We start from the raw sequence: 25,400 nt of genomic DNA, 5'->3' as shown, positions 1-25,400 counted from the left end.
TCCGTTCAGGACTGGCTCGGCCGGCCCGCCGCGTCCGGCGACGCGGCCCGCGCGAGGAGGTCCGCCACCTCCGAGGGCGTCGGCATGGCGGACGAGCAGGCGAGGCGCGAGGCGACGAGGGCACCGGCGGCGTTGGCGTGGCGCATGGTCCGCTCCAGGTCCCAGCCGGCGAGCAGACCGTGGCAGAGCGAGCCGCCGAAGGCGTCGCCCGCGCCGAGACCGTTGACCACCTCGACCGGCACCGGGGGCACCTCGGCCCGGGTGCCGTCGCGGTGCACGGCCAGCACACCCTTCGGGCCCTGCTTGACGACGGCCAGCTCCACCCCGGCCGCCAGCAGCGCCTGCGCGCACGCCTCGGGCTCGCGCACCCCGGTGGCGACCTCGCACTCGTCGAGGTTGCCGACCGCGACCGTGGCGTGCCGCAGCGCCTCGCGGTAGTAGGGGCGGGCCTGGTCGGGATCCCGCCAGAACATGGGGCGCCAGTCCAGGTCGAAGACGGTGGTGCCGGCCTTGTCGCGGGCCGCGAGGGCGTCGAGGGTGGCCGAGCGGCTCGGCTCCTCGCTCAGACCGGTGCCGGTGATCCAGAAGATCCCCGCCGCGCGCACGGCGGGCAGGTCCAGCTCGTGGGTGTGGATCTCCAGGTCGGGTGCCTTGGGGCGGCGGTAGAAGTAGAGCGGGAAGTCGTCCGGCGGGAAGATCTCGCAGAACGTGACGGGGGTGGGGAGGGCGGCCACCGGGGTGACCCAGCGGTCGTCCACGCCGAAGTCGTCCAGCGCCTCGTGCAGATAGGTGCCGAAGGGGTCCGCCCCGGTGCGGGTGATCACGGCGGTGGAGCGGCCCAGCCGGGCGGCCGCGACCGCCACGTTCGCGGCCGATCCGCCCAGGAACTTCCCGAATGTCTCCACCCGCGACAGCGGCACACCGGTCTGCAGGGGATAAAGATCGACCCCGATGCGACCCATGGTGATGAGGTCGAAATACTGTGGTGAGTCGGCCATGAAGCGATGCTCCTGAAGCTGCTGGGGATGCGGGTCCCGAGGCGCCCTGCCACGGTGGGACGTGGATTCCGGGGACCTGCCGCCTCTCAGGTGTAGGTCTCCGGGGGCGGCGCTGTCAATAGTTTGTACTTACATTCGGACGAGTGCGTGAAATGATGTCTTAACAAAGTATTGACAGCAGCCGTATCTGGGGATTGGATCGCGTCCCAGCACGACAGCCGTGTGCCATGGCACACACCCGGACTCCCGGAGTTCCGGGCCACCGGGCCCCGGACTCCCGCCCTTTCCCCGCGTAGCACAGTGAGGTGCAGGACAGATGGACCGCTCTTCTCACATCCGCCCCCGCAGAATCGCCATCGTCGCGGTCGCGGCGGCAGCCGCTCTGACCCTCGCCGGCTGTTCCAGCGGTTCCGGCGGCAAGAAGTCGGAGGAGGGCGGAGCCGACGCCTCGGCGGGCAAGGCCTCCACGCCCCGCATGAAGGTCGCCCTCGTCACCCACCAGGCGCCCGGTGACACCTTCTGGGACATCGTCCGCAAGGGTGCCGAGGCCGCGGCCGCCAAGGACAACGTCGACCTCCTCTACTCCGCCGACCCGAACGCGGGCAACCAGGCCAACCTGGTGCAGAACGCGATCGACCAGAAGGTCGACGGCATCGCCGTCACCCTCGCCAAGCCGGACGCGCTCAAGGAAGTCATCAACAAGGCCACGGCGGCCGGCATACCCGTCGTCGGCCTCAACTCCGGACTGAGCGACTGGAAGGACCTCGGCCTGCTGGAGTTCTTCGGGCAGGACGAGTCCGTCGCGGGCGAGGCGTTCGGCAAGAAGCTCAACGAGGTCGGCGCCAAGAGCACCCTCTGCGTCGTCCACGAGCAGGGCAACGTCGGCCTGACCCAGCGCTGCGACGGCCTGAAGAAGACCTTCGAGGGCGAGACCCAGGTCGTCAACGTCAACGGCACCGACATGCCGTCGGTCAAGTCGACCGTCACCGCCAAGCTCAAGCAGGACTCCTCCATCGACTACGTCGTCACCCTCGGCGCGCCCTTCGCGCCGACCGCGGTGCAGTCGGTGGGTGACGCCGGCAGCAAGGCCAAGGTCGCCACCTTCGACCTCAACAAGGACCTGACCAAGGCGATCCAGGCCGGCGACATCGAGTTCGCCGTGGACCAGCAGCCCTACCTCCAGGGCTACCTCGCCATCGACGGCCTGTGGCTCTACAAGAACAACGGCAACTACAGCGGTGGCGGTGAGCAGCCGGTGCTGACCGGCCCGGCGTTCGTCGACAAGTCCAACGTCGACGCGGTCTCCGAGTTCGCCGCGAAGGGCACTCGGTGATGAGCATGGCACCACAGGCTGAGCCGGCGGCGGCCACCCCGCCGCCGGCTCCCGGCCCGCGGCAGAGCGACGGCCGTACGGCGCGGCGCCCGCTGGCGCTGCGGCTGCTCGCCCGGCCCGAGGTCGGCGTCTTCCTCGGTGCCGTGGCCGTCCTCGTGTTCTTCCTCTTCGCCGCCCCGCCCGTCCGGGACGGCAGCTCGATGGCGAACATCCTGTACCAGTCGTCGACCATCGGCATCATGGCGCTGCCCGTGGCGCTGCTGATGATCGGCGGCGAGTTCGACCTCTCGGCCGGTGTCGCCGTCATCACCTCGGCGCTGACCGCGAGCATGCTCAGCTACCAGCTCACCCTGAACGTCTGGGTGGGCGTCGTCGTCGCCCTGGTGGTGTCCCTCGCCGTCGGCATGTTCAACGGCTGGATGCTGGTCAAGACGGGGCTGCCCAGCTTCCTGGTCACCCTCGGCACCTTCCTGATCCTCCAGGGCGTCAACCTCGCGGTGACCAAACTGGTCACCGGCAACGTTGCCACCGACGACATCAGCGACATGGACGGCTTCGACCAGGCCAAGGCCCTCTTCGCCTCCAGCTTCGAGGTCGGCGGCGTTCAGGTGAAGATCACCGTGGTGTGGTGGCTGGTCTTCGCCGCCCTGGCCACCTGGGTCCTGCTGCGCACCAAGTACGGCAACTGGATCTTCGCGGTCGGCGGCAACAAGGACAGCGCCCGCGCGGTCGGCGTCCCCGTCACCTTCACCAAGATCTCGCTGTTCATGCTGGTCGGTTTCGGCGCCTGGTTCGTCGGCATGCACAACCTGTTCTCCTTCAACACCGTGCAGTCCGGCGAGGGCGTGGGCCAGGAGCTCATCTACATCGCCGCGGCGGTCATCGGCGGCTGCCTGCTGACCGGCGGCTACGGCTCCGCGATCGGCCCGGTCTTCGGTGCCTTCATGTTCGGCATGGTGCAGCAGGGCATCGTCTACGCCGGCTGGAACCCCGACTGGTTCAAGGCCTTCCTCGGCGTGATGCTCCTCGGCGCCGTCCTCATCAATCTGTGGGTCCAGCGCACGGCGACCCGGAGGTGACCGCAATGACCGACAAGAAGACCTCCGCCCACGGCGCCGTCCTCGAGGACACCCCCTCCGCCGGGGACCGCCCCCTCGTCGAACTCCGCGCCGCCGGCAAGTCCTACGGCAACATCCGCGCCCTGCACGGCGTCGACCTCACCGTCCACCCCGGCAAGGTGAGCTGCGTCCTCGGCGACAACGGCGCCGGCAAGTCCACCCTCATCAAGATCATCTCCGGGCTGCACCAGCACACCGAGGGCGAGTTCCTCGTCGACGGCGGCCCCGTACGGTTCTCCAGCCCGCGCGAGGCCCTCGACAAGGGCATCGCCACCGTCTACCAGGACCTCGCGGTCGTCCCGCTGATGCCCGTGTGGCGCAACTTCTTCCTCGGCTCCGAGCTGACCCGGGGCCCCTGGCCCGTCCGCCGCCTCGACATCGACCGGATGAAGAAGACGGCCGACGAGGAACTGCGCAACATGGGCATCGTCCTGGACGACATGGAACAGCCCATCGGCACCCTCTCCGGCGGCCAGCGCCAGTGCGTCGCCATCGCCCGCGCCGTCCACTTCGGCGCCCGCGTCCTCATCCTCGACGAGCCGACCGCCGCCCTCGGCGTCAAGCAGTCCGGAGTGGTCCTCAAGTACATCGCCATGGCCCGCGACCGCGGTCTCGGCGTCATCTTCATCACCCACAACCCGCACCACGCCTACATGGTCGGCGACCACTTCAGCGTGCTGCGCCTGGGCACCCTGGAACTCAGCGCCGACCGCAGCGAGGTCGGCCTCGACGAGCTGACCAACCACATGGCCGGCGGCGCCGAACTGGCCGCCCTCAAGCACGAACTGGCGCAGGTCCGCGGCGTCGACACCGAGGAGCTCCCCGAGGAGGGCGACCTCCGGGCCCCCACCGCCGCACCCGAGGAAGGAAAGTCCTGACATGGCAGTCGCGCTCGACCGCATCCGGGTCGGTTCCGCCCCCGACTCCTGGGGCGTCTGGTTCCCCGACGACCCGCGGCAGGTGCCCTGGCAGCGCTTCCTCGACGAGGTCGCCGAGGCCGGCTACTCCTGGATCGAACTCGGCCCCTACGGCTACCTCCCGACCGACCCGGCCCGCCTCACCGACGAGGTGAACCGGCGGGGCCTGAGGGTCTCCGCCGGCACCATCTTCTGCGGACTGCACCGCGGCCCCTCCGAGTGGGAGTCCACCTGGGAGCAGGTCAGCCGCGTCGCCGCCCTCACCCGGGACATGGACGCGAAGCACCTCGTCGTCATCCCGTCCTTCTGGCGCGACGACAAGACCGCCGAGATCCTCGAACCGGCGGAGCTCACCACCGAGCAGTGGGGACACCTCACCCGGGGCATGGAACGCCTCGGCCGCGAGGTCAAGGAGACGTACGGCCTCGACATCGTCGTCCACCCGCACGCCGACACCCACATCGACACCGAGGAGCACGTCGAGCGCTTCCTCGACTCCACCGACTCCGGCCTCGTCAACCTCTGCCTGGACACCGGCCACTACGCCTACTGCGGCGGCGACAGCGTCAAGCTGATCGAGACCTACGGCGAGCGCATCGGCTACCTGCACCTCAAGCAGGTCGACCCGGAGATCCTCGCCGACGTGGTCGCCCACCAGATCCCGTTCGGGCCCGCCGTCCAGCGCGGAGTGATGTGCGAACCGCCCGCGGGCGTCCCCGACCTCGGCCCGGTCCTCACCGCCGCCCAGAAGCTCGACGTGGACCTGTTCGCGATCGTCGAGCAGGACATGTACCCCTGCGAGCCCGACAAGCCGCTCCCGATCGCGGTGCGCACCCGCGCGTTCCTGCGCTCCTGCGGCGCCTGACGACCCGGACCGGGAGGCGAGAAGAGATGCACCGGCGCGAGCCCCTGGGCATCGCCGTCATCGGCGCCGGCCGCATGGGCACCGACCACGTACGCCGGATCGACCGGGTCATCAGCGGCGCGCGGGTCACCGCGGTCGTGGACATCGACGCCGAACGGGCCGGGGCCGTCGCCGCGGGCATCGACGGCTGCACCGCCCACACCGACGCGGCCGCCGCGATGGCGGCGGCCGATGTCGACGCCGTGCTCATCGCCTCCTCGGGGCCGGCCCACGAGGCCGCCCTGCTCACCGCGTTCGAGCACGACCTGCCCGTCCTGTGCGAGAAACCGCTCACCCCCGACGCGGCCTCCGCCCTGCGCGTCATGGAAGCCGAACAGGCCCTCGGCCACCGCCGGGTGCAGGTCGGCTTCATGCGCCGCTACGACAGCGAGTACGTGAAGCTGAAGGCCCTGCTGGCCGGCGGGCAGCTCGGCCGTCCGCTGATGCTGCACAACCGGCACCGCAACGTGGCCGGCCCGCCCTTCTTCACCAGCGCGATGCTCATCAGCGACTCCGTCGCCCACGAGGTGGACGCGACCCGCTGGCTCCTCGGCCACGAGATCACCGCCGTGACGGTTCTGCGCCCCACTGCGTCGGCGGGCGCCCCCGAGGGACTGAGCGATCCTCAGTTCGTCGTCCTGGAGACCGACGGAGGCGCCCTCTCCGACGTCGAGATCTTCGTCAACTGCGGCTTCGGCTACCAGGTCCAGGCCGAAGTGGTCTGCGAACGCGGCACCGCGCGCATCGGCGACGGCCACTCCCTGGTCACCCATACGGCCGGCCGCTGGGGCGGCACCATCGCCCAGGACTGGACCGACCGCTTCGCCCAGGCCTACGACGACGAGATCCAGGCCTGGGTCGACACCACCCGACGCGGCGGGGTCACCGGTCCGAGTACCTGGGACGGCTACGCCGCCGCGGCCGTCTGCGAGGCCGGCGTCCGCGCGCTGCGGGAGGGCTGCCGGGTGGAGGTCGACCTGGTGGAGAAGCCACCGCTGTACCGCTGACACCACGACCGCGGCCGCCCCCTCAGGGGGCGGCCGCGGTCGTGTCGCCGGGGTCCGCGGGCGCGGACCGGCCCGCTCAGGCCCGCCGCACCTCCTCGACGGTGACGGGACGGTGCTCGCGCAGGGAGAGGGTGCACGCCTCGGCGATCCAGCCCGCCTCCAGCGCGTCCGCGATGGTGCACGGCGAGGGACGGGAGCCGGCCACGACCTCGGTGAACGCCTCCAGTTCGGCCCGGTAGGCGGCTGTGAACCGGTCCATGAAGAAGTCGTGCGGGGTGCCCGCCGGGAACGTCACCCCCGGCTCCACCGACCGCAGCGGCAGCTTGTCCTCCAGACCGACCGCGATGGAGTCCGTGAAGCCGTGGATCTCCATGCGAACGTCGTACCCCCGGGCGTTGTGACGGCTGTTGGAGACCACCGCGAGCGTGCCGTCGTCCAGGGTGAGGACCACGCCGGTGGTGTCGGCGTCCCCCGCCTCCCGGATGTAGTCGGCACCCCGGTTGCCGCCCGCCGCGTACACCTCGGTCACCTCCCGGCCGGTCACCCAGCGGATGATGTCGAAGTCGTGCACCGAGCAGTCACGGAAGATGCCCCCGGAGGCGGCGATGTACGCGGCCGGCGGCGGCGCCGGGTCCAGCGTGGTCGAGCGCACGGTGTGCAGGGTGCCCAGCTCCCCGCTCCGTACGGCCGCCCGCGCGGCGACGAAGCCCGCGTCGAAGCGGCGGTTGAAACCGATCTGGACCGGCACGTCCAGCCCGCCGACGGCCTTGAGCACCTCCACCCCCTCGGCCATGGTGCGTGCCACGGGCTTCTCGCAGAAGACGGGCACCCCCGCCTCCGCACAGGCCACGATCAGTGCCGGGTGGGCGTCGGTCGCCGCGGCGACGACCACCCCGTCCACCCCGGCCGCGAGCAGCGCCTCGGGGGTGTCCGCGACCTCGGCGCCGAACCGCTCGGCGGCGGCCTTCGCGGCCTGCGCGAACGGGTCGGAGACGACGAGGGACTCGACGGCGCCGAGCCCGGACAGGGTCTCGGCGTGGAAGGCGCCGATGCGGCCGAGGCCGAGGATTCCGATGCGCATGGGGACGGTGCTCCTTCAGTGCGGAGGTGCTGGGGTGCTGGGGGTGCTGACGGGCAGGGAGAGCGGTACGGAGGAGTCAGTCGAGGCCGCCGAGGACGTTCTGATCCCAGTCGATCACGGACCCGGTGACCACTCCGGAACGGTCGGAGAGCAGCAGGACCACGAAGTCGGCGATCTCGTCCGGCCGGCCGAGCCGGCCCATCGGCAGCCGCGCGCCGGCCTGTTCGCGCCAGTCGTCCCCGGCGGCGTGGAAGGTGCGCTGGGTGGCGTCCTCGCCCTCGGTGGCGGTCCAGCCGATGTTCAGGCCGTTGACCCGGATCCGGTCCCAGCGGTGGGCGTGGGCGGCGTTGCGGGTCAGGCCGACGAGCCCGGCCTTCGCCGCCACGTACGGCGCGAGGAACGGCTGCCCGCCGTGCGCCGAGGAGGTGATGATGTTGACGATCGTGCCGGGCTCCCCGCGCCGCACCATGTCCGCCACGGCGGCCTGCATGGCGAAGAACGGCGCCTTCAGATTGATCGCGATGTGCTGGTCGAACAACTCGGGCGAGGTGTCCAGGAGCGTGCCGCGCGCGGTCAGTCCGGCGGAATTGACCAGGCAGTCGACTCGGCCGTACGCCTCCGCCCCCCGGGTGACCGAGGCCCTGGCCTGCTCGGCGTCCGCCAGGTCGGCCCGCAGGAACACCGCCTCGCCGCCCCGGGCGGTCAGCTCGGCGACCAGCGCCTCACCGGGTTCCGGGCGGCGCCCGCTCACCGCCACCACCGCCCCCTCGCGGACCGCGGCCCGGGCGACGGCGGCACCGACGCCCTGGCTGCCGCCGTTGATGAGGACGACCTTGTCGTCGAGAAGTCCCATGGGTGACCGGGGTTCCTTTCAGCTCTCGCGCCGCTTGGTGCCGGCCCGCAGTTCCTCGCGCAGCGTCCGCGGGGTCCATCCCTCGCGCAGCGCGCGGCGGACGACCTCGGCCTGCGAGGGCGGGGCCAGGCCCTCGGCCGGGGGGTCGTTGTCGAGGTTGGTCGGGAAGGGGTAGCCCTCGGCGCCGGCGGCGATCACGTTCTCCAGCCACCGCTCCCCGGCTCCCTCCGCCTTGCGGCCCAGCAGCACCGGGTACACGGCGCCCGCGACCGCCTCGCGGTCCACGCTCTCCATGGCCCGCCCGAACGCGGACGACACCTGGAGCAGGTTGGCCATCCGGCGGATATCGGCCGAGTGGTTGGCGCCCGCGGCGTGGAACAGCGCCGGGTTGAAGAACACCGCGTCGCCCTTGGCGAGCGGCAACTGCACGTGGTGCTCCTCGAAGTAGGCGTGGAACTCCGGGAGCCGCCAGGCGAGGTAGCCGGGCCCGTACTTCTGCGAGTGCGGGAGGTACAGCGTGGGTCCGGACTCGACGGGCATGTCGCAGTGCGCCACCGCGCCCTGGAGGGTGAGCACGGGGGAGAGGCGGTGCACGTGCGCGGGGTAGCGGGCGGCGGCCTCGTCGGAGAGGAAGCCGAGGTGGTAGTCGCGGTGCACGGTCTGCGCCGCCCCGCCCGGGTTGACCACGTTGACCTGGGAGGTGACCTGGTAGCCGGGGCCCAGCCAGGCCGAGGAGACCAGGGCGATCACGTCGTTGGCGTAGTAGTCGGCGAACGCCTGCGGGTCGTAGAGGGCCGCCTTCTCCAGGGCGTTCCACACCCGGTCGTTGGCGCCCGGCTTGGCGAAGTGGTCACCGGCCGTGGCGCCCGAGGCGCGCTGCTCGGCGATCAGCGCGTCGAAGACGGCGGTGGCGCGGTCCACGACCGACGGGTCGGGGAAGGCACCGCGGACCACCACGATGCCGGGGCCGTCGGCGAGGGCCCGCACCAGTTCGGCCTGGACGGCACGGCGGTCGGCGAGGGCGAGCCGCTCCGCGTCGTAGAGCAGCACGTTCCGCTCGACGGCGGAGGCGTGCGGGTGGGCGGCGGGATCGGTCTGCTGCTCGACCAGGGCACGCAGGGCGTCCAGGTCGCAGTCCCGCTCGGACAGCCAGGCGGCCGGCGCGGGGGCCCGCACGGAAGAGGAGGCGGAGGACATGAGGTCGTCCCTTCTGGTCACGGAGCGACGCGGCTGCTGTCATTCTTGTCAGTACAAACCCTTCGAACAACCAGCAGGAAGCCATCAAAAACCCCTCAGGAGCCGCCGCATGGGCCACCCCTTCCCGATCAGGGAGATCGCACGTCAGGCAGGGCTGAGCGAGGCCACGGTGGACCGCGTCCTCAACGGCCGCGGAGGAGTGCGGGAGAGCACGGCGCAGGAGGTGCGCCGGGCGATAGCCGACCTCGACCGGCAGCGCACCCAGGTCCGGCTCGTCGGCCGCACCTTCATGGTGGACATCGTGATGCAGTCGCCGGAACGCTTCTCGACGGCCGTGCGCACCGCCCTGGAGGCCGAACTCCCCTCCCTGCAACCGGCGGTGATCCGCTCCCGTTTCCACTTCCGCGAGACCGGCCCGGCCGAGGAACTGGTCGCCGTCCTCGACCGGATCGCCCGGCGCGGTGCGCAGGGCGTGCTCCTCAAGGCGCCCGACGTCCCCGGGATCAACGCCGCCGTCGGACGTCTCACGGCGGCCGGCATCCCGGTGGTGACCCTGGTGACGGACCTGCCCGCGAGCTCCCGGATCGGCCACGTCGGCAGCGACAACCGCGCCGCGGGCGCCACCGCCGCCTACCTCGTGGGGCAGTGGCTGGGCGACCGGCCCGGCAACGTGCTCACCAGCCTCTCCAGCGGCTCCTTCCGCAACGAGGAGGAGCGCGAGATGGGCTTCCGCGGCGCCATGCGCGCCCGTCACCCCGGCCGGGCCCTGGTCGAGATCGCCGAGGGCCAGGGCCTGGACGCCACCCAGTACGACCTGGTCCGGGCCGCCCTGGACCGCGACCCGGAGATCCGGGCGGTCTACTCGATCGGGGGCGGCAACATCGCCACCCTGCGCGCTTTCGAGGACGCCGGGCGCGAGTGCGCCGTGTTCGTCGCCCACGACCTCGACCAGGACAACACGCGGCTGCTGCGCGAGCACCGGCTGTCCGCCGTCCTCCATCACGATCTGCGGCACGACCTGCGCGAGGCCTGTCACCTGGTGATGCGTGCCCATGGCGCCCTGCCGCCCGCCGGGCCCACCCTGCCCTCCGCCATCCAGGTGGTGACCCCCTGCAACATGCCGTCCCCGGCGTTGGCCGGGTGACGGACCAGGCGTGTATGCCACGGAGCCGGGAACGGCCTGCCTACCGTCGTGCGCATGAGGAAACCGACCCCCGATGGCGGACCCGAACGGCTCGTCGCGCTCGCCGACGGTGTGTTCGCCATCGCCATCACCCTGCTGGTCCTGGACATCTCCGTGCCGCAGGGGCTGGACCCGGAGGAGTACCGCCGGGCCCTGAGCGACACGCTGCCCAACCTGGGCGCCTACGCGATCAGCCTGGCGGTGCTGGCCGGCTTCTGGCGTGACCACCGGTCGATCTTCCGCGGCGTTCGGCAGGTGGACGGGGACGTGATCGGGCTGACCATGCTCGGACTGGGGCTCGCCGCGCTGCTGCCGTTCCCGACCATGCTGGTCTCCGAGTACGGCGACGAACCGGTCTCGGTGGTCATCTACTCGGCGGCGGTCGCCTCCCTCGGCGCGGTCCACATCGCGCTGGCCGCCCTCGTCGTCCGCCGGCCCTGGCTGCGCGGCGGGGCGGCGCCCGTGCGGGACGAGACGCTCTACGCCGTCGACCTCGGCGCGACGGTGGTGGTGTTCCTGGTGACCATCCCGCTGGCCCTGCTGATCGGGCCCGCCGCCATGTGGTGGTGGCTGGTGCTGCTGCCGGTCAAGGTCTGGCTGGGCCGAAGGGAGAACGCCTGAGGCAGCGGAACCGCCGTCGGTGCGCCCCCGCGCCCCTCACACGGGGCGCGGGGAACTGCGCGAGGGGGTCTGGGGCGCAGCCCCAGGGACGGGACGGGAAGGGGCGGCGGGGGCGAGGAGACCGGTCAGAGCACCCCCGGCCCGCCCACCGTCACCCACGCCCCGCTCTCCGCGGACCGCGCCATCGCGTCCAGCACCACCGCGCTGTGCACCGCGTCCGCCAGGGTCGCCCCGTGGGGGACCCCCTCCGCCACGGACCGCAGGAACCGGTACGCCTCGATCACCTTCAGATCGTCGTACCCCATGGCGTTCGCCGCACCCGGCTGGAAGGCGCCGAACTCCCCGTCCCCCGGCCCGACGTACACCGTGCTGACGGGCTGGTCCTGGTAGGCGCCGCCACGGCTGACGCCGAGCTCGTTCATCCTGCGGAAGTCCCAGAACACCGCCCCCTCGGTGCCGTGCACCTCGAAGCCGTAGTTGTTCTGCTCGCCCACCGACACCCGGCAGGCCTCCAGTACCCCGCGCGCCCCGGAGGCGAACCGCAGCAGGCAGCTGACGTAGTCCTCGTTCTCCACCGGGCCGAGTTCGCCGCCCGTGGCACGGGAGTGCCCGGCCGTGGCACCCGCCGGACGGGCCCGCTCGGGCAGGAAGATCGCCGTGTCCGCGGTCAGCGAGGCGATGTCTCCGAGCAGGAAGCGGGCCAGGTCGGCGCCGTGCGACGCCAGGTCGCCCAGCACTCCGCTGCCGCCGCGCTCCCGCTCGTAGCGCCAGGTCAGGGCCCCTTCCGGATGGGCGGCGTAGTCGCTGAACAGCCGGACGCGCACATGGGTGACCGTGCCGATCTCACCGGAGGCGATCAACTCCCGGGCCGCCTCCACGGCAGGCGCGTTGCGGTAGTTGAAGCCGACCGCGCCCTGGACCCCCGCCCCGGCGACCGCGTCGGCCACCGCGCGGGCGTCCCCGGGGCCGAGGCCCACCGGCTTCTCGATCCAGATGTGCTTGCCCGCCTCGGCCATCGCGACACCGATCTCGCGGTGCAGGAAGTTCGGGGCGGTGATGCTGACCGCCCCGACGCGGGGGTCGGCGGCCACCTCACGCCAGTCACGGGCGGTGGAGGCGAACCCGAACTGCGCCGCGGCCTCCTCGGCCCGGCCCGGCACCTCCTCGGCGACCGTGACCAGCTCCGGACGCAGTGCGAGATGCGGATAGTGGTGCCGCACCCGCGCGTACGCCTGGGTGTGCACCCGCCCCATCCAGCCGAATCCGACGACGGCGACACCCAGCGCATCCACCATGAAAGCCTCTCTCCGGCCCGGTCCGTGTCCTGCTGCCCGCTCACCCTCTGCGCGCACCCGGGGTCATGTCAACCTTTTGACAGGACAAAGAGGGTTCACCGATCGCCGGGCCGACACCCGGCAGCGGCCCGGGCGCCGATCGGGCGTACCGGCGCCACCGTTCACATGCGGTAGGGTTGACCTGCGATCACGCGGTTCACCGTGTGCGGCGCATCGGGACGTGGCGCAGCTTGGTAGCGCACTTGACTGGGGGTCAAGGGGTCGCAGGTTCAAATCCTGTCGTCCCGACGGATGTCGACAGGGAGCCGCACCGGAATCATCCGGTGCGGCTCCCTTCGTCACGCCGTCACGCATGGGCCACCGCCGACCGCCGGTTTCACGCCGCCCCGAACGCGGTGAACGCCCATCCCGTCGCCCGGTGCAACGCGTCCCGCGGCAGCGCGCCGCGGGCGTCGCGCAGCGCCTCCGCCAGGGAGAGTCCCCGGTCCAGGCCCTCGTGCAGGGCGAGCATCAGCGGCACGACGGCCGCGTCGTTCACCGGCGCGCTGCACGCGACCACCCCCGCCGTGCCCAGCGGCAGCAACGCCGTGACCAGCCCGAGGAGTTCGTCCGCGCCGACCGAGGCGAACCGGGCGGTGTCGCAGCACGACAGGATGATCCGGTACGGGCTGCGGTCCAGCCGCTCGAAGTCGTGCACGATCAGCGGACCGTCGGCCATCCGCAACGACGAGAACAACGGCCCGTCCGCGCGGAACGCACCGTGCGCGGCGATGTGCGCCAGCGCCGCCCCGTCCAGCTCCGTCAGCACCCCCGGGACCGTCGCGTCCTCGTGCTCCAGGACCGTCGCACCGGCGTAGCGGCCCGCCAGTTCCTGCACCTCCGCGCCGCCCGTCGCCAGTCCGGGTCCGCGCACCAGCACCTGACGGCCCCCGCGCGGCGGCGCCGTCTCCTTCGCCCGCAGCCAACTGCCGGCCGACGGCGACACGCTCAGCACCCGTTCCCGCAGCGAGGGGAGCAGCGCCCAGGGCACCCGGTGCAGCCGCCCGGGCGGCACGATCACCACCGGCCCCTCCCCGAGGTGCGCCGCGGCCGGGCCCAGCAGCAGCTCCTCCAGCCGCCGGCCCGCCGCCTCCACCACCGGCAGCCGCGCCTGAGCTCCCGGATGGGCCAGCCGCCGCAGCCCCGCCTGGACGTGCTCGGCCTCCGTCTCGGCCGCCGCCAGCAGCCCCGCCTCGAACCTGCGCACCCTGCCCCGCCCGCACAGCAGGACCTGCACCCGCCCGTCGAGCACGGCCAGCTCCACCAGCAGTACGTCCTGACCGAGCCGCGCCAGCAGCCGGCCGACGTCGAAGCGGTCCCCGCCGTCCGGCGCCGCACCGCGCATGTGCAGGGTCCGGGACCGGATCTCCCGCTCCAGGCGCCGCTGTTCCCGCTCCAGGGCCGGCACCGGCCTGCCGTCCCTCCGCGCCTCCTCCGCGCGGGCGGCGATCTCCCGGTAGGCCGTCATGTCGCTGAGCAGCGCCGGGTCGGCCGGGGGACGGGTGGGCGGCGCGGACAGGGCGGTGGCCCGCCAGCGTTCGCTCCACACCAGCAGCCGCCGGGGCCCGCCCGAGACCATGCCGGCCTTCTGCGCGAGCGCGGCCAGTTCGGCGCCCTGCGCGGTGGCCCGGGCCCGCAACTCGGAGGCGCCCAGGGTCATCCGGTGGTCGTCGAGCACGTCCAGACCGCGCCGGCAGGCCTCCAGCACCCCGCGCGGGGAACCGGCGGCCTGCGCGCGCAGCGCCTGGGCCGCCCAGCCCGTCATCCGCGCGAGCGGTGGCCCGCCGCGCCGGCTGCGCGCGGCGGCCGCCAGATGCCGCTCGGCGTCCGCCGTCCAGCCGAGATCCAGCGCGATCCGGCCCGCCAGCAGCGACGCCTCGGGTGCCGCCGGAGCACCCAGCGCGACCAGTCGCTCCGCCACCGCCGCCGCGTCCGCGACCAGCCGGCCCGAACGCCGTCCCACCGCGTGCCGGGCCCCGATCAGCACCAGCCGGGCGTGCGCCTCCCACCAGGTGCGCCGCTGCCCCGCGAAGAGCCGCACGGCCCGCTCCGCCCGCGCGATCGCCGTCCGCGGCTCGTCCGCCAGCCGGGCCGCCCGCGCGGCGGCCAGCAGCAGCTCCGCCCTGCGCGTCGACTGCCCGCCGATCCCGTCCAGCGCACCCAGCGCGGTGTCCGCCTCCGCCAGCGCCTCCGTCGCCAGCCCCGCCGCCATCAGCACCTCACAGCGCCGGATGCTCAGCATGAACGTGGGCGTGCCCAGTTTGGCGTACCGTTCCTCCGCCTCGTCGAGCAGCCGCAGCGCGACCGGGACGTCACCCGAGCGGAACGCCGCCAGGCCCCGGCTCTCCACGGCGTCCGCCTTGTCGTGCTCCTGGCCGGTGGTCTCCCACAGGGCCTCCGCCGCGGCGAAGTCGGAGTCCGCCCGGTCCACCGAGCCGAGCGCCAGGTGCACCGTCGCCCGCAGCGTCAGCGCACGCGCCGTCCAGATGACGTCATCGGCCTGCCGCAGCACGGGAATCGCCCGCCGCACGTCCTCCAGCGCCTCCTTGTGGTGGCCCAGCACCCACCACGAGTACGCCAGCCGGAACAGCACCCGCGCGCGGGTGTGCCCGCTGCCGATCTCGACGCCCCGGCGCAGGGCGTCCATGCCCTGCCGGGTGCGCCCGGCGTGCACCAGCGCCACCCCGAGCGTGCCGAGGACGTCCGCCTCCCGATCGGCCGACTCCGCGCGTGCCGCCCAGGTCCGCGCCCGCCGCAGATGGCTCAGGGCGAGCCGCATGTCGCCGAAGTCCCGCTGCCAGATGCCGATCACCTGATGGGCGACGGAGGCGTGCAGCGGCGCGGGACGGCCGCTGAGGACCTCCTCCGCCCTCGCCAGCGCCTCACCCGGTGCGGCGAACACCATCGGCAGCAGTTCCAGCACCGAGTCGCTTCCGGCTGTCACCCCACGATGGTAGTGCTCCGCAACCAACCCCCACAGATGTGATGTTGTATCAAAAAGACGCCCGTCGGCTCTCCATCACGAGAGCTCCGCGGCCCCGGCCGCCGCCACCCGAGTGGAGGACCCGCCATGGCACCACAGCGATTCCGTGAGCAGTTCGCGCAGATCCAGCGTTCCATGCCCGACGTCCCCCTGGCGATCGGTCCGGACGACGCGGGCGAGTTCCTCTACGAGAAGGGCGTCGTCCTCGCCCGCGACGGGGAGGAGGCCCGCGTCGTCGAGGACACGGTGCGGCAGCACTTCACCACCTTCGCCGGGCTCGCCCCGGACCATGTGCGCCGCGCGGGCCCCGAGACCAACCGCTCCGGCATCACCCGCATCCAGGTCGCCGACCCGGGCCGGGGCGACGGCAGCGGTGACCCGGCCGTGGCGGGCGCGCTGCGCGCCCTCTCGGCGACCGAGGGCCGCGCGGGACACCGGATGATCAGCCGCAACCACGTGGTGTCGATCGCCGTCAACGCCTGTCCCGGCGACGAGCCCGTGCCCGTGCCGCCCGGCACGCAGCCCAATCCGGCTGCCGCCGAAGGCGACCACGACCCGGACAGCGCCGTCGAGGTCCTCGTCATCGACACCGGCCTGATGCACGACCACCGCTCCTACCCGCTGCTCGCCCACACCCGCGGCGACGCCCAGGTCGCCGAGTGCGACGGCGACGGCATCCTCCAGCAGTACTGCGGCCACGGCACGTTCATCGCCGGACTCGTCGCCGCCGTCGCCCCCAACACCGACATCACCGTGCGCGGCACGCTCAACGACGCCGGGGCCGTCCTGGAGTCCGAGTTCGGCGAGAAGCTCTTCGACGCCGTCGACGAGGGCGGCTGGCCCGACGTCATCAGCCTCTCCGCCGGAACCTCCAACGGCCGCACCGACGGCCTCCTCGGCGTCGACGCCTTCATGCACGAACTGCGCAAGCAGCGCACCCTGTTGGTCGCCGCCGCCGGCAACAACGGCAGTGCCACGCCCTTCTGGCCCGCCGCCTACGCCGACCTGCCCGGTTACGAGAACGCCGTGCTGTCCGTCGGCGCCCTGCGCGGCGACGGCGAGTGCGGCGCCTGCTTCAGCAACCACGGCGGCTGGGTGAAGGCGTACGCACCCGGCGAGCGCCTCACCAGCGCCCTCACCGGCTTCGACACCCCCGTCCCGTACGTGTACCAGCACTCCACCTACGACGCCTGCCGCTACGGCTTCACCTATCCGTGCACCTGCCTCCACCCGCGCCACAACGGCGTCCTGAGCGACGACGGCGGTCCCGCCAAGGCGGACCAGGTGATGTTCGAAGGGCTCGCCCAGTGGAGCGGGACCTCGTTCGCCACCCCCGTCGCCGTCGGCATGATCGCCGCCCACATGACCGCGCGGGCCCTGACCGACCCGCGCACGGCACGGCGGCAACTGATGCACGCCACGACGGAGTTCGCCGAGGTGCGCGGATCGCACGTGCCCGCCCTGCTGCCGCCCACCTGGCGCCCGGTGCGGGTGTCACCGACCGTGGCCCGGGCATGAGGGCCGGAGTCGTCCCCTCCGCGGCGTACCATGACGTGCCGTACACGAGGGGTGGGACCGTGGAGCACAGGGAAGTCGGCGCGTTGGTCCGGTCCGCTGTCGACGGTGACGCGGCGGCCTGGAAGGCGATCGTGGAAGGGCTGGGCCCGCTGGTGTGGTCCGTGGTGCGCGCGCACCGGCTCTCCGACGCCGACGCGCACGAGGTCTGTCAGACCGTGTGGTTCCGGTTCGCCCAGCACCTGGGGCGGATCCGGGAGCCGGAGAAGGCGGGCTCCTGGCTGGCCAGTACCGCGCGGCACGAGTGCCTGAAGGTGCACAGGAACGCGCGCCGGCTGATGCTGACGGACGATCCGCACCTGCTGGACCGGGTCAGTGAGGACGGAACGCCGGAGCAGTCGCTGCTGGAGGCGGAGGAAGCGGAGGCGCGGAGCGAGAGCGTGCGGCGGCTGTGGCAGGAGTTCGAGGAACTCGGCGAGCGGTGCAGGCAGTTGCTCCGCGTGCTGATCGCCTCGCCGCCGCCGAGTTATCAGGAGGTGTCCGCCGCGCTCGACATCGCGGTGGGCAGCATCGGGCCGCTGCGGCAGCGCTGTCTGCGCCGGCTGCGGGCCCGGCTCGAGGCACGGGGGGCGACGTGAGCGACAAGAGCGAGATGAACGACATGAACCACGTGGGCGACATGAACCACGTGGGCGACATGAACCACGTGGGCGACGCGGGCGACGACGTGGAACGCGACGACGACTTCGACACCGGGCTGCTGGAGGAGGAACTCCGGCAGGCGGCGGCCGTCCTGGACCCGCTGCCTCCCGCCCTGCTGCAGATCGCCGTGGACGCCTACGCGGTGTACGACCTCGACGCCCGTGTCGCCGAGCTGACCTTCGACTCGCTGGTCGACGCCATCCCGGTCAGGGGAGCGGCGGACGTGCCGCGCATGCTGACGTTCAGCGCGGGCGAGGTGACGCTGGACGTGGAGGTGAGCGCGCAGGGCCTGATGGGGCAGGTGCTGCCGCCCCAGCCGGCCCGTGTGGAGGTACTCGTCGGACCTCGGGCCACCGCGGCACTCACCGCCGACGACATGGGCCGCTTCGCCGCGGACACCACGCCCGCCGGCCCCTTCGCCCTGCGCCTGCGCACCGGCGACGAGGTGGTCACCACGGAGTGGCTCCGCGTCTGACGACGCCCCGCGCGTGGGCGTCCGGGCAGGGCCCGGCGGCCGGGCCGTGCTCCCCGTGCGCTCGCCGGTCCGGCCGCGCGGCGGGTGCCGGACCGGCGCGGCGCCGGGGTCAGCCGGAGACCGCGTCGACCAGGGCGGCGAGTGCAGAGGCGAGGCGGGACAGGCCCTGGTGCGGCGCGCCGCCCGGTTCGGCCATGTAGGTGTCCCGGCGGATCTCCACCATCAGCGCGGACACCTCGGCCCGCTTCCCGAAGAACTCCAGCGGCACGTACGTCCCCGCGAACGGGCTGTCCAGCCCCGTCTCCCCGCACGGTGCGAACGCCTCCCGGGCCGCGTCCAGGAGCGCGGGCGGGGTGTGGAAGGAGTCGGTGCCCAGGCAGATCTCCGGCCGAGGCCCGTCAACGTGCAGTTCGTAGGGCAGCGGCGCGCTCGGGTAGGAGTGCACGTCGATGATCACGGCCCGCCCGGTCGCCGCGAGCCGTCCGGCGACCGCCTCCGTCATCGCCCGCGCGTACGGCCGGAAGTACCGCTCGATCAGCGGCTCCCCGTCGAACCCGCCGGGCCGCAGCACCGCCTTGTGGGTGGTCCGGGTGTAGACCGCGCCCATGCCGGCGGACAGCATCTCCTCGCGCTCGTCCGGGAACCGCTCCGGATCGACGACCAGCCGCGACAGCCGGTTCACGAACCGCCACGGCACGGCACCGGCCGCCCGGGCCGCCGCCTCGGCGATCGACGCGGTGTGCGAGTCGGTGATGTGGTCCAGCTCCCGCTCCAGGCCGGCGTCGTCGAGCACGATCCCGGACCGGACGTCGGCGGGTATCTCCCGCGACGCGTGCGGTACGTGGAGGATCACGGGGGAGTCGGCGTCGCCGGGAAGGAACGCGAAGGACGGCGGGACATCGGTCATACGGCTGCTCCGGGAGCGTTGTCAGTGGTGCACGGAAGGATCAAGGTGCCACATGCCAGTGACAACGCCGACGACGGAGGACCCTCGTGCCGATCAGCGACGAGCAGGTGACCGGCCGCCCGTTCCTGCGGGCCCTGTACCGGAGCGACTACTACCCCGACCACGTCCTGGACCGGGGCCGGGCGATCCTGCTCGCCCTGTGCGCGCGCATCGAGGCGGACCGCCCCGCGGACCTGGCCGGGCTGTACGCGCTGACCCACGCCGCCACCGAGGAGTTCAACGCCCTCCAGGCCGAGTTCGAGGCGGCCGGCAGCGAGATCGAGACGGTGGCCCGGGACGAGATAGGCGGAGAGTTCCTGTTCGTCGCCCGGGCGTACGGCTTCGCCGACGCCGACGTCGAGGAGCTGATCGCTACCCGCGACTGGTGACCCGGCGCCGCGGGCGGGCGTACACGGGTCCGCCCCGGCCGGGCGCGGTGCCGGCCGGGGCGGATCCGCCCACCGCGAGCGTCAGCTCAGGGACGCCAGCGCCGCGTTCCACGTGGCGGACGGGCGCATGACCTCGGCGGCCTTGGCCGGGTCGGGCTGGTAGTAGCCGCCGATCTCGGCCGGCTTGCCCTGGACGGCGTTCAGCTCCTCGACGATCTTCGCCTCGTTGGCGCCGAGCGTCTCGGCGAGCGGGGCGAAGGCCTTCGCCAGGTCCGCGTCCTCGGTCTGGGCGGCCAGCTCCCGCGCCCAGTACAGGGACAGGTAGAAGTGGCTGCCGCGGTTGTCGATGCCGCCGACGCGACGGGTCGGGGACTTGTCCTCGTCGAGGAACGTCGCCGTGGCCCGGTCGAGGGCGTCGGCCAGGACCTTGGCGCGGGCGTTGCCCGTGGTCTCGGCGTACTGCTCCAGCGACGGCACCAGCGCGAAGAACTCACCGAGCGAGTCCCAGCGCAGGTAGTTCTCCTTGACGAGCTGCTGCACGTGCTTCGGCGCCGAGCCGCCCGCACCCGTCTCGAACAGGCCGCCGCCCGCCATCAGCGGGACGACCGACAGCATCTTGGCGCTGGTGCCCAGCTCCAGGATCGGGAACAGGTCGGTGAGGTAGTCACGCAGCACGTTGCCGGTCACCGAGATGGTGTTCTCACCGCGGCGGATGCGCTCCACCGACAGCTTGGTCGCCTCGACGGGGGCGAGGACGCGGATGTCCAGGCCCTCGGTGTCGTGCTCCTGGAGGTACTGCTCGACCTTGGCGATCAGGTTGGCGTCGTGGGCGCGGGTGGCGTCCAGCCAGAACACCGCCGGGTCGCCGGTGGCGCGGGCACGGGTGACGGCCAGCTTCACCCAGTCGCGGATCGGGGCGTCCTTGGTCTGGCAGGCGCGGAAGATGTCACCGGCGGAGACGGCCTGCTCGATGACGGCGTTGCCGTCCGCGTCGACCAGGCGGACCGTGCCCGTGACCGGGATCTCGAAGGTCTTGTCGTGGCTGCCGTACTCCTCGGCCTTCTGCGCCATCAGGCCGACGTTCGGCACCGAGCCCATGGCGGACGGGTCGTAGGCGCCGTTGGCCCGGCAGTCCTCGATCACGGCCTGGTAGACACCCGCGTAGCTGGAGTCCGGCAGGACGGCGAGGGTGTCGGCCTCCTGGCCGTCGGGGCCCCACATGTGGCCGGAGGTGCGGATCATGGCCGGCATGGAGGCGTCGACGATGACGTCCGAGGGGACGTGCAGGTTGGTGATGCCCTTGTCGGAGTCGACCATCGCCAGCTCGGGGCCCTCGGCGAGCTCCGCGTCGAAGGACGCCTTGATCTCCGCGCCCTCGGGCAGGGACTCCAGGCCCTTGTAGATACCGCCCAGACCGTCGTTCGGGGAGAGGCCGGCCGCGGCGAGCTTGTCGCCGTACTGGGCGAACGTCTTCGGGAAGAAGGCGCGCACCACGTGCCCGAAGACGATCGGGTCGGAGACCTTCATCATCGTGGCCTTGAGGTGCACGGAGAACAGCACGCCCTCCTGCTTGGCGCGGGCGACCTGCGCGGTCAGGAACTCCCGCAGCGCGCCGACGCGCATCACGGAGGCGTCGACGACCTCGTCCTTGAGGACGGGTACGGACTCGCGCAGCACGGTCGTGGAGCCGTCGTCGCCCTTGAGCTCGATGCGCAGCGCGCCGTCCTCGGCGATGACGACCGACTTCTCGGTGGAGCGGAAGTCGTCCGCGCCCATGGTGGCGACAGCGGTCTTGGACTCGGCGGTCCAGGCGCCCATGCGGTGCGGGTGGTTCTTGGCGTAGTTCTTCACCGAGGCGGGGGCGCGGCGGTCGGAGTTGCCCTCACGCAGGACCGGGTTCACGGCGGAACCCTTGATCTTGTCGTAGCGGGCGCGGATCTCGCGCTCCTCGTCGGTCTTCGGGTCGTCCGGGTAGTCCGGCAGCGCGTAGCCCTGGCCCTTGAGCTCGGCGATCGCGGCCTTGAGCTGCGGGATCGACGCCGAGACGTTGGGCAGCTTGATGATGTTGGCCGCGGGCGTCTTCGCCAGCTCACCGAGCTCGGCGAGGGCGTCCGGGATGCGCTGGTCCTCGGTCAGGTACTCCGGGAACACGGCGATGATGCGCCCGGCGAGCGAGATGTCCCGCGTCTCCACGGGGACACCCGCCTGCGAGGCGTACGCCTGGACCACCGGCAGGAAGGAATACGTCGCCAGGGCCGGGGCCTCGTCAGTGTGCGTATAGATGATGGTCGAGTCAGTCACCGGGTGCTCCGCTCCACGTCTGCAACATTGCTCGACATCAAGATATCTTGTGACGGCCTCCGGCTCGACAGGGGTCCGCGCCGAGTCCCGGGCGATCTCCCGCCACCCGGTCGTGCCGGCGTGGCGGGAGAGTCGCCCGTGCGGTCCTCAGATCGGCCGGGTGACGGTCATCTCGTCCGGCGCGGACTGCCCGGCGCGCTGCTGGGGGAACAGCACCGCGCCCTGCTGGATGGCCACCGTACGGGCGGGGGAGGGGATGCGGATGCCCTCCTCGCGGTAGCGACGGTGCAGCCGCTTGATGAACTCGTGCTTGATCCGGTACTGGTCGCTGAACTCACCCACGCCCAGGATCACGGTGAACCCGATGCGGGAGTCCCCGAAGGTGTGGAAGCGCACCGCGGGCTCGTGCTCCGGCACCGCGCCGGTGATCCCCGTCATCACCTCGGCGACGACCTCCTTGGTCACCCGCTCCACCTGCTCCAGGTCGCTGTCGTACGACACCCCGGCCTGCACCAGGATCGTCAGCTGCTGCTCGGGACGCATGAAGTTGGTCATGTTCGTCTTGGCGAGCTGCGCGTTGGGGATGACCACCAGGTTGTTGGACAGGTTGCGGACGGTCGTCTGGCGCCAGTTGATGTCCTCGACGTAGCCCTCCTCGCCGCTGCTCAGCTGGATGTAGTCACCGGGCTGCACGGTCTTGGAGGCGAGGATGTGGATGCCCGCGAAGAGGTTGGCGAGCGTGTCCTGGAGCGCCAGCGCGACCGCCAGACCACCGACGCCGAGGGCGGTGAGCATCGGGGCGATGGAGATGCCCAGTGTCTGCAGGCCGACCAGGAAACCGATCGCGAGGACCAGGATCCTGGTGATGTTCACGAAGATGGTCGCCGACCCGGCGACACCGGAGCGGGCCTGGGTGACCGAGCGTACGAGGCCCGCCACCACCCGGGCGGCCGACACCGTGGCGGCGAAGATGACCAGCAGGGTCAGGACCTGGTTGACGTTGTGCTGCACGGTCCGGGTCAGCGGCAGCGCCGCCGCCGCGGAGGCCATGCCGGCCGCGACCGCCGCCCACGGCGCGATCATGCGCAGGGCGTCCACGAGGACGTCGTCCCCGCGCCAGGTGGTGCGCTCGGCGTGCCGGCCCAGCCAGCGCAGCAGCATGCGGAGGAGGAACGCCGCCAGCAGACCGGCGGCGAGGGCGATGCCGGCGAGCACCAGATCGTCCATGGTGAGCGAGCGGGTCACCGCTCACCTCCGGCGAATGCCCGGTCCGACGGGGGTATGTGAGGTCGTGTCACGTGGTCACCTGCTCGAGTTCAACGGGATGTACGGCGGGCCGGCCGCCCCGACCTGCGGTCGGCACGATCGCTCATCCTGCCGTATCGGGCGGGGCGGCTCGTACCACGGCGGGTGGCCCGGGCCGGCGACCGAGCCGTGACCGACGCCCCGGGTGGGGTCCCCCCGCGGGCTGCGGTGAGCCGCCGCCCTCGCACCGTGTCCGGGGGCTGCCCCCGGAGTGGCAGGGCAGGACGGTGGCGTGCTTGACCTCAATCATGGTCGAGGTCCTACGGTCGCAGGCATGAGCATGGAGACCACAGCGTGGACACAGCTGCGCACCGTCATGTCCGCCGAGGACGAGCACCGTCCCGTGACGCGGAGGACGCTGCACCGCATCGCGGCCTTCGCCCGCCCGCACCGCCGCCGGCTCACCCTGTTCGTGCTGCTCGGCACGGCGACCGCGGCGCTCGCCGTCGCCACCCCCGTGCTCGCCGGACGAGTGGTGGACACGATCGTGTCCGGCGGTGACGAGTCCTCCGTGGTCCGCCTGGCGCTGCTCATCGCGTTCATCGCGATCGTGGAGGCCGTCCTCGGCGTCCTCGGCCGGCGGCTGTCGGCGGCGCTCGGCGAGGAGCTCATCCTCGACCTGCGGACAGCGGTGTTCGACCATGTGCAACGCATGCCCGTCGCGTTCTTCACCCGCACCCGCACGGGGGCGCTGGTCTCCCGTCTCAACAACGACGTCATCGGCGCCCAACGGGCCTTCAGCAACACCCTGTCGACGGTGGTCGGCAACGTGGTCACCCTGGTGCTCGCCCTCGCGGTGATGCTCACCCTGTCCTGGCAGATCACCCTGCTGGCGCTGGTGCTGCTGCCGGTGTTCGTCGTCCCGGCCCGGCGGATGGGCCGCCGCATGGCCGCCATGCAGCGCGAGGCCGCCGCCCTGAACGCCGCCATGGGCACCCGGATGACCGAGCGCTTCTCCGCCCCGGGGGCCACCCTGGTGAAAATGTTCGGCCGCCCGGAGGAGGAGTCGGAGGAGTTCGCGGCGCGCGCCCGCCGGGTCCGCGACATCGGCGTCCGTACGGCCACGGCACAGACGGTGTTCATCACCGCGCTTACCCTCGTCTCGGCCCTCGCCCTCGCGCTGGTCTACGGCCTCGGCGGGCGGCTCGCGCTCAGCGGTGTCCTCGAACCGGGCGCGGTGGTGGCCCTGGCCCTGCTGCTGACCCGGCTGTACGCGCCGCTCACCTCGCTGGCCGGGGCACGGGTGGAGGTGATGAGCGCGCTGGTCAGCTTCGAAAGGGTCTTCGAGATCCTCGACCTGGAGCCGATCGTCCGGGAGAAGCCGGACGCGCGCGAGGTGCCCGGGGGGCCGGTGGCCGTCGAGTTCGACGACGTCCGCTTCGGCTACCCGTCCGCCGACAAGGTCTCCCTCGCCTCCCTGGAGGAGGTCGCCGCCCTCGACCCGCGCGGCGGCGAGGAGGTCCTGCACGGCATCTCCTTCCGCGCCGAACCGGGGCAGACCGTCGCCCTGGTCGGCTCCTCCGGCGCGGGCAAGTCGACCGTCGCGGCCCTGCTGCCGCGGCTGTACGACGTCGACTCGGGCGCCGTGCGGGTGGGCGGTGTCGACGTCCGCGACCTGACCGCCGCCTCACTGCGCGCCACCCTCGGCATGGTCACCCAGGACGGCCACCTCTTCCACGACACCGTCCGCGCCAACCTGCTGCTCGCCCGGCCGGACGCGGGCGAACCCGACCTGTGGGACGCCCTGCGCAGGGCCCGCCTGGACACCCTCGTACGGGCCCTGCCCGACGGCCTGGACACGGTGGTCGGCGAACGCGGCTACCGGCTCTCCGGCGGGGAACGCCAGCGCATGACCATCGCGCGGCTGCTGCTGGCCCGCCAGCGGGTCGTCATCCTCGACGAGGCCACCGCCCATCTGGACAACACCTCCGAGGCCGCCGTGCAGGAGGCGCTCACCGAGGCGCTGGAGGGCAGGACGGCGGTGGTGATCGCCCACCGGCTGTCCACCGTCCGCGCGGCCGATCTCATCCTGGTCGTCGAAGCCGGCCGGATCGTGGAACGCGGCACGCACCGGGACCTGCTGGCCGCCGGCGGCCGTTACGCCGAGCTGTACCGCACCCAGTTCACCCACCGGCCGACGACGGACGGCCCGGGTGACGGGCGCGGGGCGCGGGCGGCGGCGTAGCAGCCCGCGCGCCCTGCCGGACGGCCACGCACGGCGGGCCGCCGCCGGCCCCC

Annotated in this window: 21 protein-coding genes and 1 tRNA gene; 13 read left to right on the top strand and 9 right to left on the bottom strand. The window is 72.5% G+C overall.

Annotated elements, in window-relative coordinates:
• Window positions 1–5 precede the first annotated feature (5 nt).
• Window positions 6–998, bottom strand: a complete 993-nt coding sequence (gene iolC / locus ACZ6A9_RS31090; RefSeq protein WP_468992420.1) for a 5-dehydro-2-deoxygluconokinase — start codon at window positions 996–998, stop codon at window positions 6–8.
• A 316-nt stretch (window positions 999–1,314) separates the two neighbouring features.
• Here iolC and ACZ6A9_RS31085 point away from each other — a divergent pair, with 316 nt between their 5' ends.
• From ACZ6A9_RS31085 to ACZ6A9_RS31065, 5 genes are read left to right on the top strand one after another with little or no spacing between them, the layout of a single operon-like run.
• Window positions 1,315–2,331 carry a sugar ABC transporter substrate-binding protein gene (locus ACZ6A9_RS31085; protein ID WP_468992417.1) on the top strand — a complete coding sequence of 339 codons (1,017 nt, stop codon included), beginning with the start codon at window positions 1,315–1,317 and terminating at the stop codon, window positions 2,329–2,331.
• On the top strand, window positions 2,331–3,410 hold the full coding sequence (locus tag ACZ6A9_RS31080) for an ABC transporter permease (protein WP_468992414.1): 1,080 nt from the start codon (window positions 2,331–2,333) through the stop codon (window positions 3,408–3,410). Before ACZ6A9_RS31085 ends, ACZ6A9_RS31080 begins: the two co-directional genes overlap by 1 nt.
• A 5-nt stretch (window positions 3,411–3,415) precedes the next feature.
• Window positions 3,416–4,327 carry an ATP-binding cassette domain-containing protein gene (locus ACZ6A9_RS31075; RefSeq protein WP_468992407.1) on the top strand — a complete coding sequence of 304 codons (912 nt, stop codon included), beginning with the start codon at window positions 3,416–3,418 and terminating at the stop codon, window positions 4,325–4,327.
• A gap of 1 nt (window position 4,328) precedes the next feature.
• Window positions 4,329–5,231, top strand: a complete 903-nt coding sequence (locus ACZ6A9_RS31070; RefSeq protein ID WP_468992404.1) for a sugar phosphate isomerase/epimerase family protein — start codon at window positions 4,329–4,331, stop codon at window positions 5,229–5,231.
• A gap of 26 nt (window positions 5,232–5,257) precedes the next feature.
• On the top strand, window positions 5,258–6,277 hold the full coding sequence (locus tag ACZ6A9_RS31065; RefSeq protein ID WP_468992402.1) for a Gfo/Idh/MocA family protein: 1,020 nt from the start codon (window positions 5,258–5,260) through the stop codon (window positions 6,275–6,277).
• 76 nt (window positions 6,278–6,353) lie between these two features.
• Here the strand turns inward: ACZ6A9_RS31065 and ACZ6A9_RS31060 are convergent, their stop codons facing one another.
• The 3 genes from ACZ6A9_RS31060 to ACZ6A9_RS31050 all read right to left on the bottom strand — a co-directional run bounded on the left by ACZ6A9_RS31060 (window position 6,354) and on the right by ACZ6A9_RS31050 (window position 9,408).
• Window positions 6,354–7,358, bottom strand: coding sequence for a Gfo/Idh/MocA family protein (locus tag ACZ6A9_RS31060; RefSeq protein WP_468992399.1), 1,005 nt, complete (start codon window positions 7,356–7,358; stop codon window positions 6,354–6,356).
• 76 nt (window positions 7,359–7,434) lie between these two features.
• A complete protein-coding gene (locus ACZ6A9_RS31055; RefSeq protein WP_468992396.1) occupies window positions 7,435–8,211 on the bottom strand; it encodes an SDR family oxidoreductase in 777 nt (258 codons plus the stop codon).
• 18 nt (window positions 8,212–8,229) lie between these two features.
• The gene (locus ACZ6A9_RS31050; protein WP_468992592.1) at window positions 8,230–9,408 is read right to left on the bottom strand and encodes a phytanoyl-CoA dioxygenase family protein; all 1,179 of its coding nucleotides are present in this window, start codon (window positions 9,406–9,408) and stop codon (window positions 8,230–8,232) included.
• Window positions 9,409–9,517: 109 nt separating this feature from the next.
• On the opposite strand from ACZ6A9_RS31050, the gene ACZ6A9_RS31045 reads away from it, so the two are divergent.
• Entirely contained in the window at window positions 9,518–10,552 is a 1,035-nt protein-coding gene (locus ACZ6A9_RS31045) for a LacI family DNA-binding transcriptional regulator (protein WP_468992393.1), read from the top strand.
• Between the two features lie 54 nt (window positions 10,553–10,606).
• Window positions 10,607–11,212: a TMEM175 family protein gene (locus ACZ6A9_RS31040; RefSeq protein ID WP_468992390.1), complete on the top strand. Its 606-nt coding sequence runs from the start codon at window positions 10,607–10,609 to the stop codon at window positions 11,210–11,212.
• 125 nt (window positions 11,213–11,337) lie between these two features.
• Here ACZ6A9_RS31040 and ACZ6A9_RS31035 read toward each other — a convergent pair whose 3' ends face one another.
• Entirely contained in the window at window positions 11,338–12,507 is a 1,170-nt protein-coding gene (locus ACZ6A9_RS31035; RefSeq protein ID WP_468992384.1) for a Gfo/Idh/MocA family protein, read from the bottom strand.
• Window positions 12,508–12,721: 214 nt separating this feature from the next.
• Here ACZ6A9_RS31035 and ACZ6A9_RS31030 point away from each other — a divergent pair.
• Window positions 12,722–12,795, top strand: a tRNA-Pro gene (locus ACZ6A9_RS31030).
• Window positions 12,796–12,883: 88 nt separating this feature from the next.
• Here ACZ6A9_RS31030 and ACZ6A9_RS31025 read toward each other — a convergent pair.
• Window positions 12,884–15,451 (bottom strand): CHAT domain-containing protein, encoded by a 2,568-nt coding sequence (locus tag ACZ6A9_RS31025; RefSeq protein WP_468992589.1) that lies wholly within the window; start codon window positions 15,449–15,451, stop codon window positions 12,884–12,886.
• Window positions 15,452–15,616: 165 nt separating this feature from the next.
• Here ACZ6A9_RS31025 and ACZ6A9_RS31020 point away from each other — a divergent pair, with 165 nt between their 5' ends.
• The 3 genes from ACZ6A9_RS31020 to ACZ6A9_RS31010 are packed head-to-tail and all read left to right on the top strand — an operon-like array spanning window position 15,617 to window position 18,221.
• The gene (locus ACZ6A9_RS31020; RefSeq protein WP_468992381.1) at window positions 15,617–17,047 is read left to right on the top strand and encodes a S8/S53 family peptidase; all 1,431 of its coding nucleotides are present in this window, start codon (window positions 15,617–15,619) and stop codon (window positions 17,045–17,047) included.
• A 59-nt stretch (window positions 17,048–17,106) separates the two neighbouring features.
• Window positions 17,107–17,682: an RNA polymerase sigma factor gene (locus ACZ6A9_RS31015; RefSeq protein ID WP_468992376.1), complete on the top strand. Its 576-nt coding sequence runs from the start codon at window positions 17,107–17,109 to the stop codon at window positions 17,680–17,682.
• A 59-nt stretch (window positions 17,683–17,741) separates the two neighbouring features.
• The gene (locus ACZ6A9_RS31010; protein ID WP_468992587.1) at window positions 17,742–18,221 is read left to right on the top strand and encodes a hypothetical protein; all 480 of its coding nucleotides are present in this window, start codon (window positions 17,742–17,744) and stop codon (window positions 18,219–18,221) included.
• Window positions 18,222–18,330: 109 nt separating this feature from the next.
• On the opposite strand, the gene ACZ6A9_RS31005 is transcribed toward ACZ6A9_RS31010, so the two are convergent.
• Window positions 18,331–19,128: an N-formylglutamate amidohydrolase gene (locus ACZ6A9_RS31005; RefSeq protein ID WP_468992372.1), complete on the bottom strand. Its 798-nt coding sequence runs from the start codon at window positions 19,126–19,128 to the stop codon at window positions 18,331–18,333.
• An 86-nt stretch (window positions 19,129–19,214) separates the two neighbouring features.
• On the opposite strand from ACZ6A9_RS31005, the gene ACZ6A9_RS31000 reads away from it, so the two are divergent.
• Window positions 19,215–19,556: a DUF5713 family protein gene (locus ACZ6A9_RS31000; RefSeq protein ID WP_468992369.1), complete on the top strand. Its 342-nt coding sequence runs from the start codon at window positions 19,215–19,217 to the stop codon at window positions 19,554–19,556.
• 81 nt (window positions 19,557–19,637) lie between these two features.
• Here ACZ6A9_RS31000 and ACZ6A9_RS30995 read toward each other — a convergent pair whose 3' ends face one another.
• Together ACZ6A9_RS30995 and ACZ6A9_RS30990 are read right to left on the bottom strand one after the other, a co-directional pair.
• Entirely contained in the window at window positions 19,638–21,857 is a 2,220-nt protein-coding gene (locus ACZ6A9_RS30995) for an NADP-dependent isocitrate dehydrogenase (protein WP_468992366.1), read from the bottom strand.
• A 147-nt stretch (window positions 21,858–22,004) separates the two neighbouring features.
• Window positions 22,005–23,102 (bottom strand): mechanosensitive ion channel family protein, encoded by a 1,098-nt coding sequence (locus ACZ6A9_RS30990; RefSeq protein ID WP_468992363.1) that lies wholly within the window; start codon window positions 23,100–23,102, stop codon window positions 22,005–22,007.
• 340 nt (window positions 23,103–23,442) lie between these two features.
• On the opposite strand from ACZ6A9_RS30990, the gene ACZ6A9_RS30985 reads away from it, so the two are divergent.
• Window positions 23,443–25,347: an ABC transporter ATP-binding protein gene (locus ACZ6A9_RS30985; protein ID WP_468992584.1), complete on the top strand. Its 1,905-nt coding sequence runs from the start codon at window positions 23,443–23,445 to the stop codon at window positions 25,345–25,347.
• Window positions 25,348–25,400: the final 53 nt, after the last annotated feature.

The sequence above is a fragment of the Streptomyces sp. NPDC041124 genome (assembly GCF_055592385.1).
The sequence above is the reverse complement of the archived record's forward strand: the minus strand, read 5'-3'. Positions and strand labels throughout refer to the sequence as shown.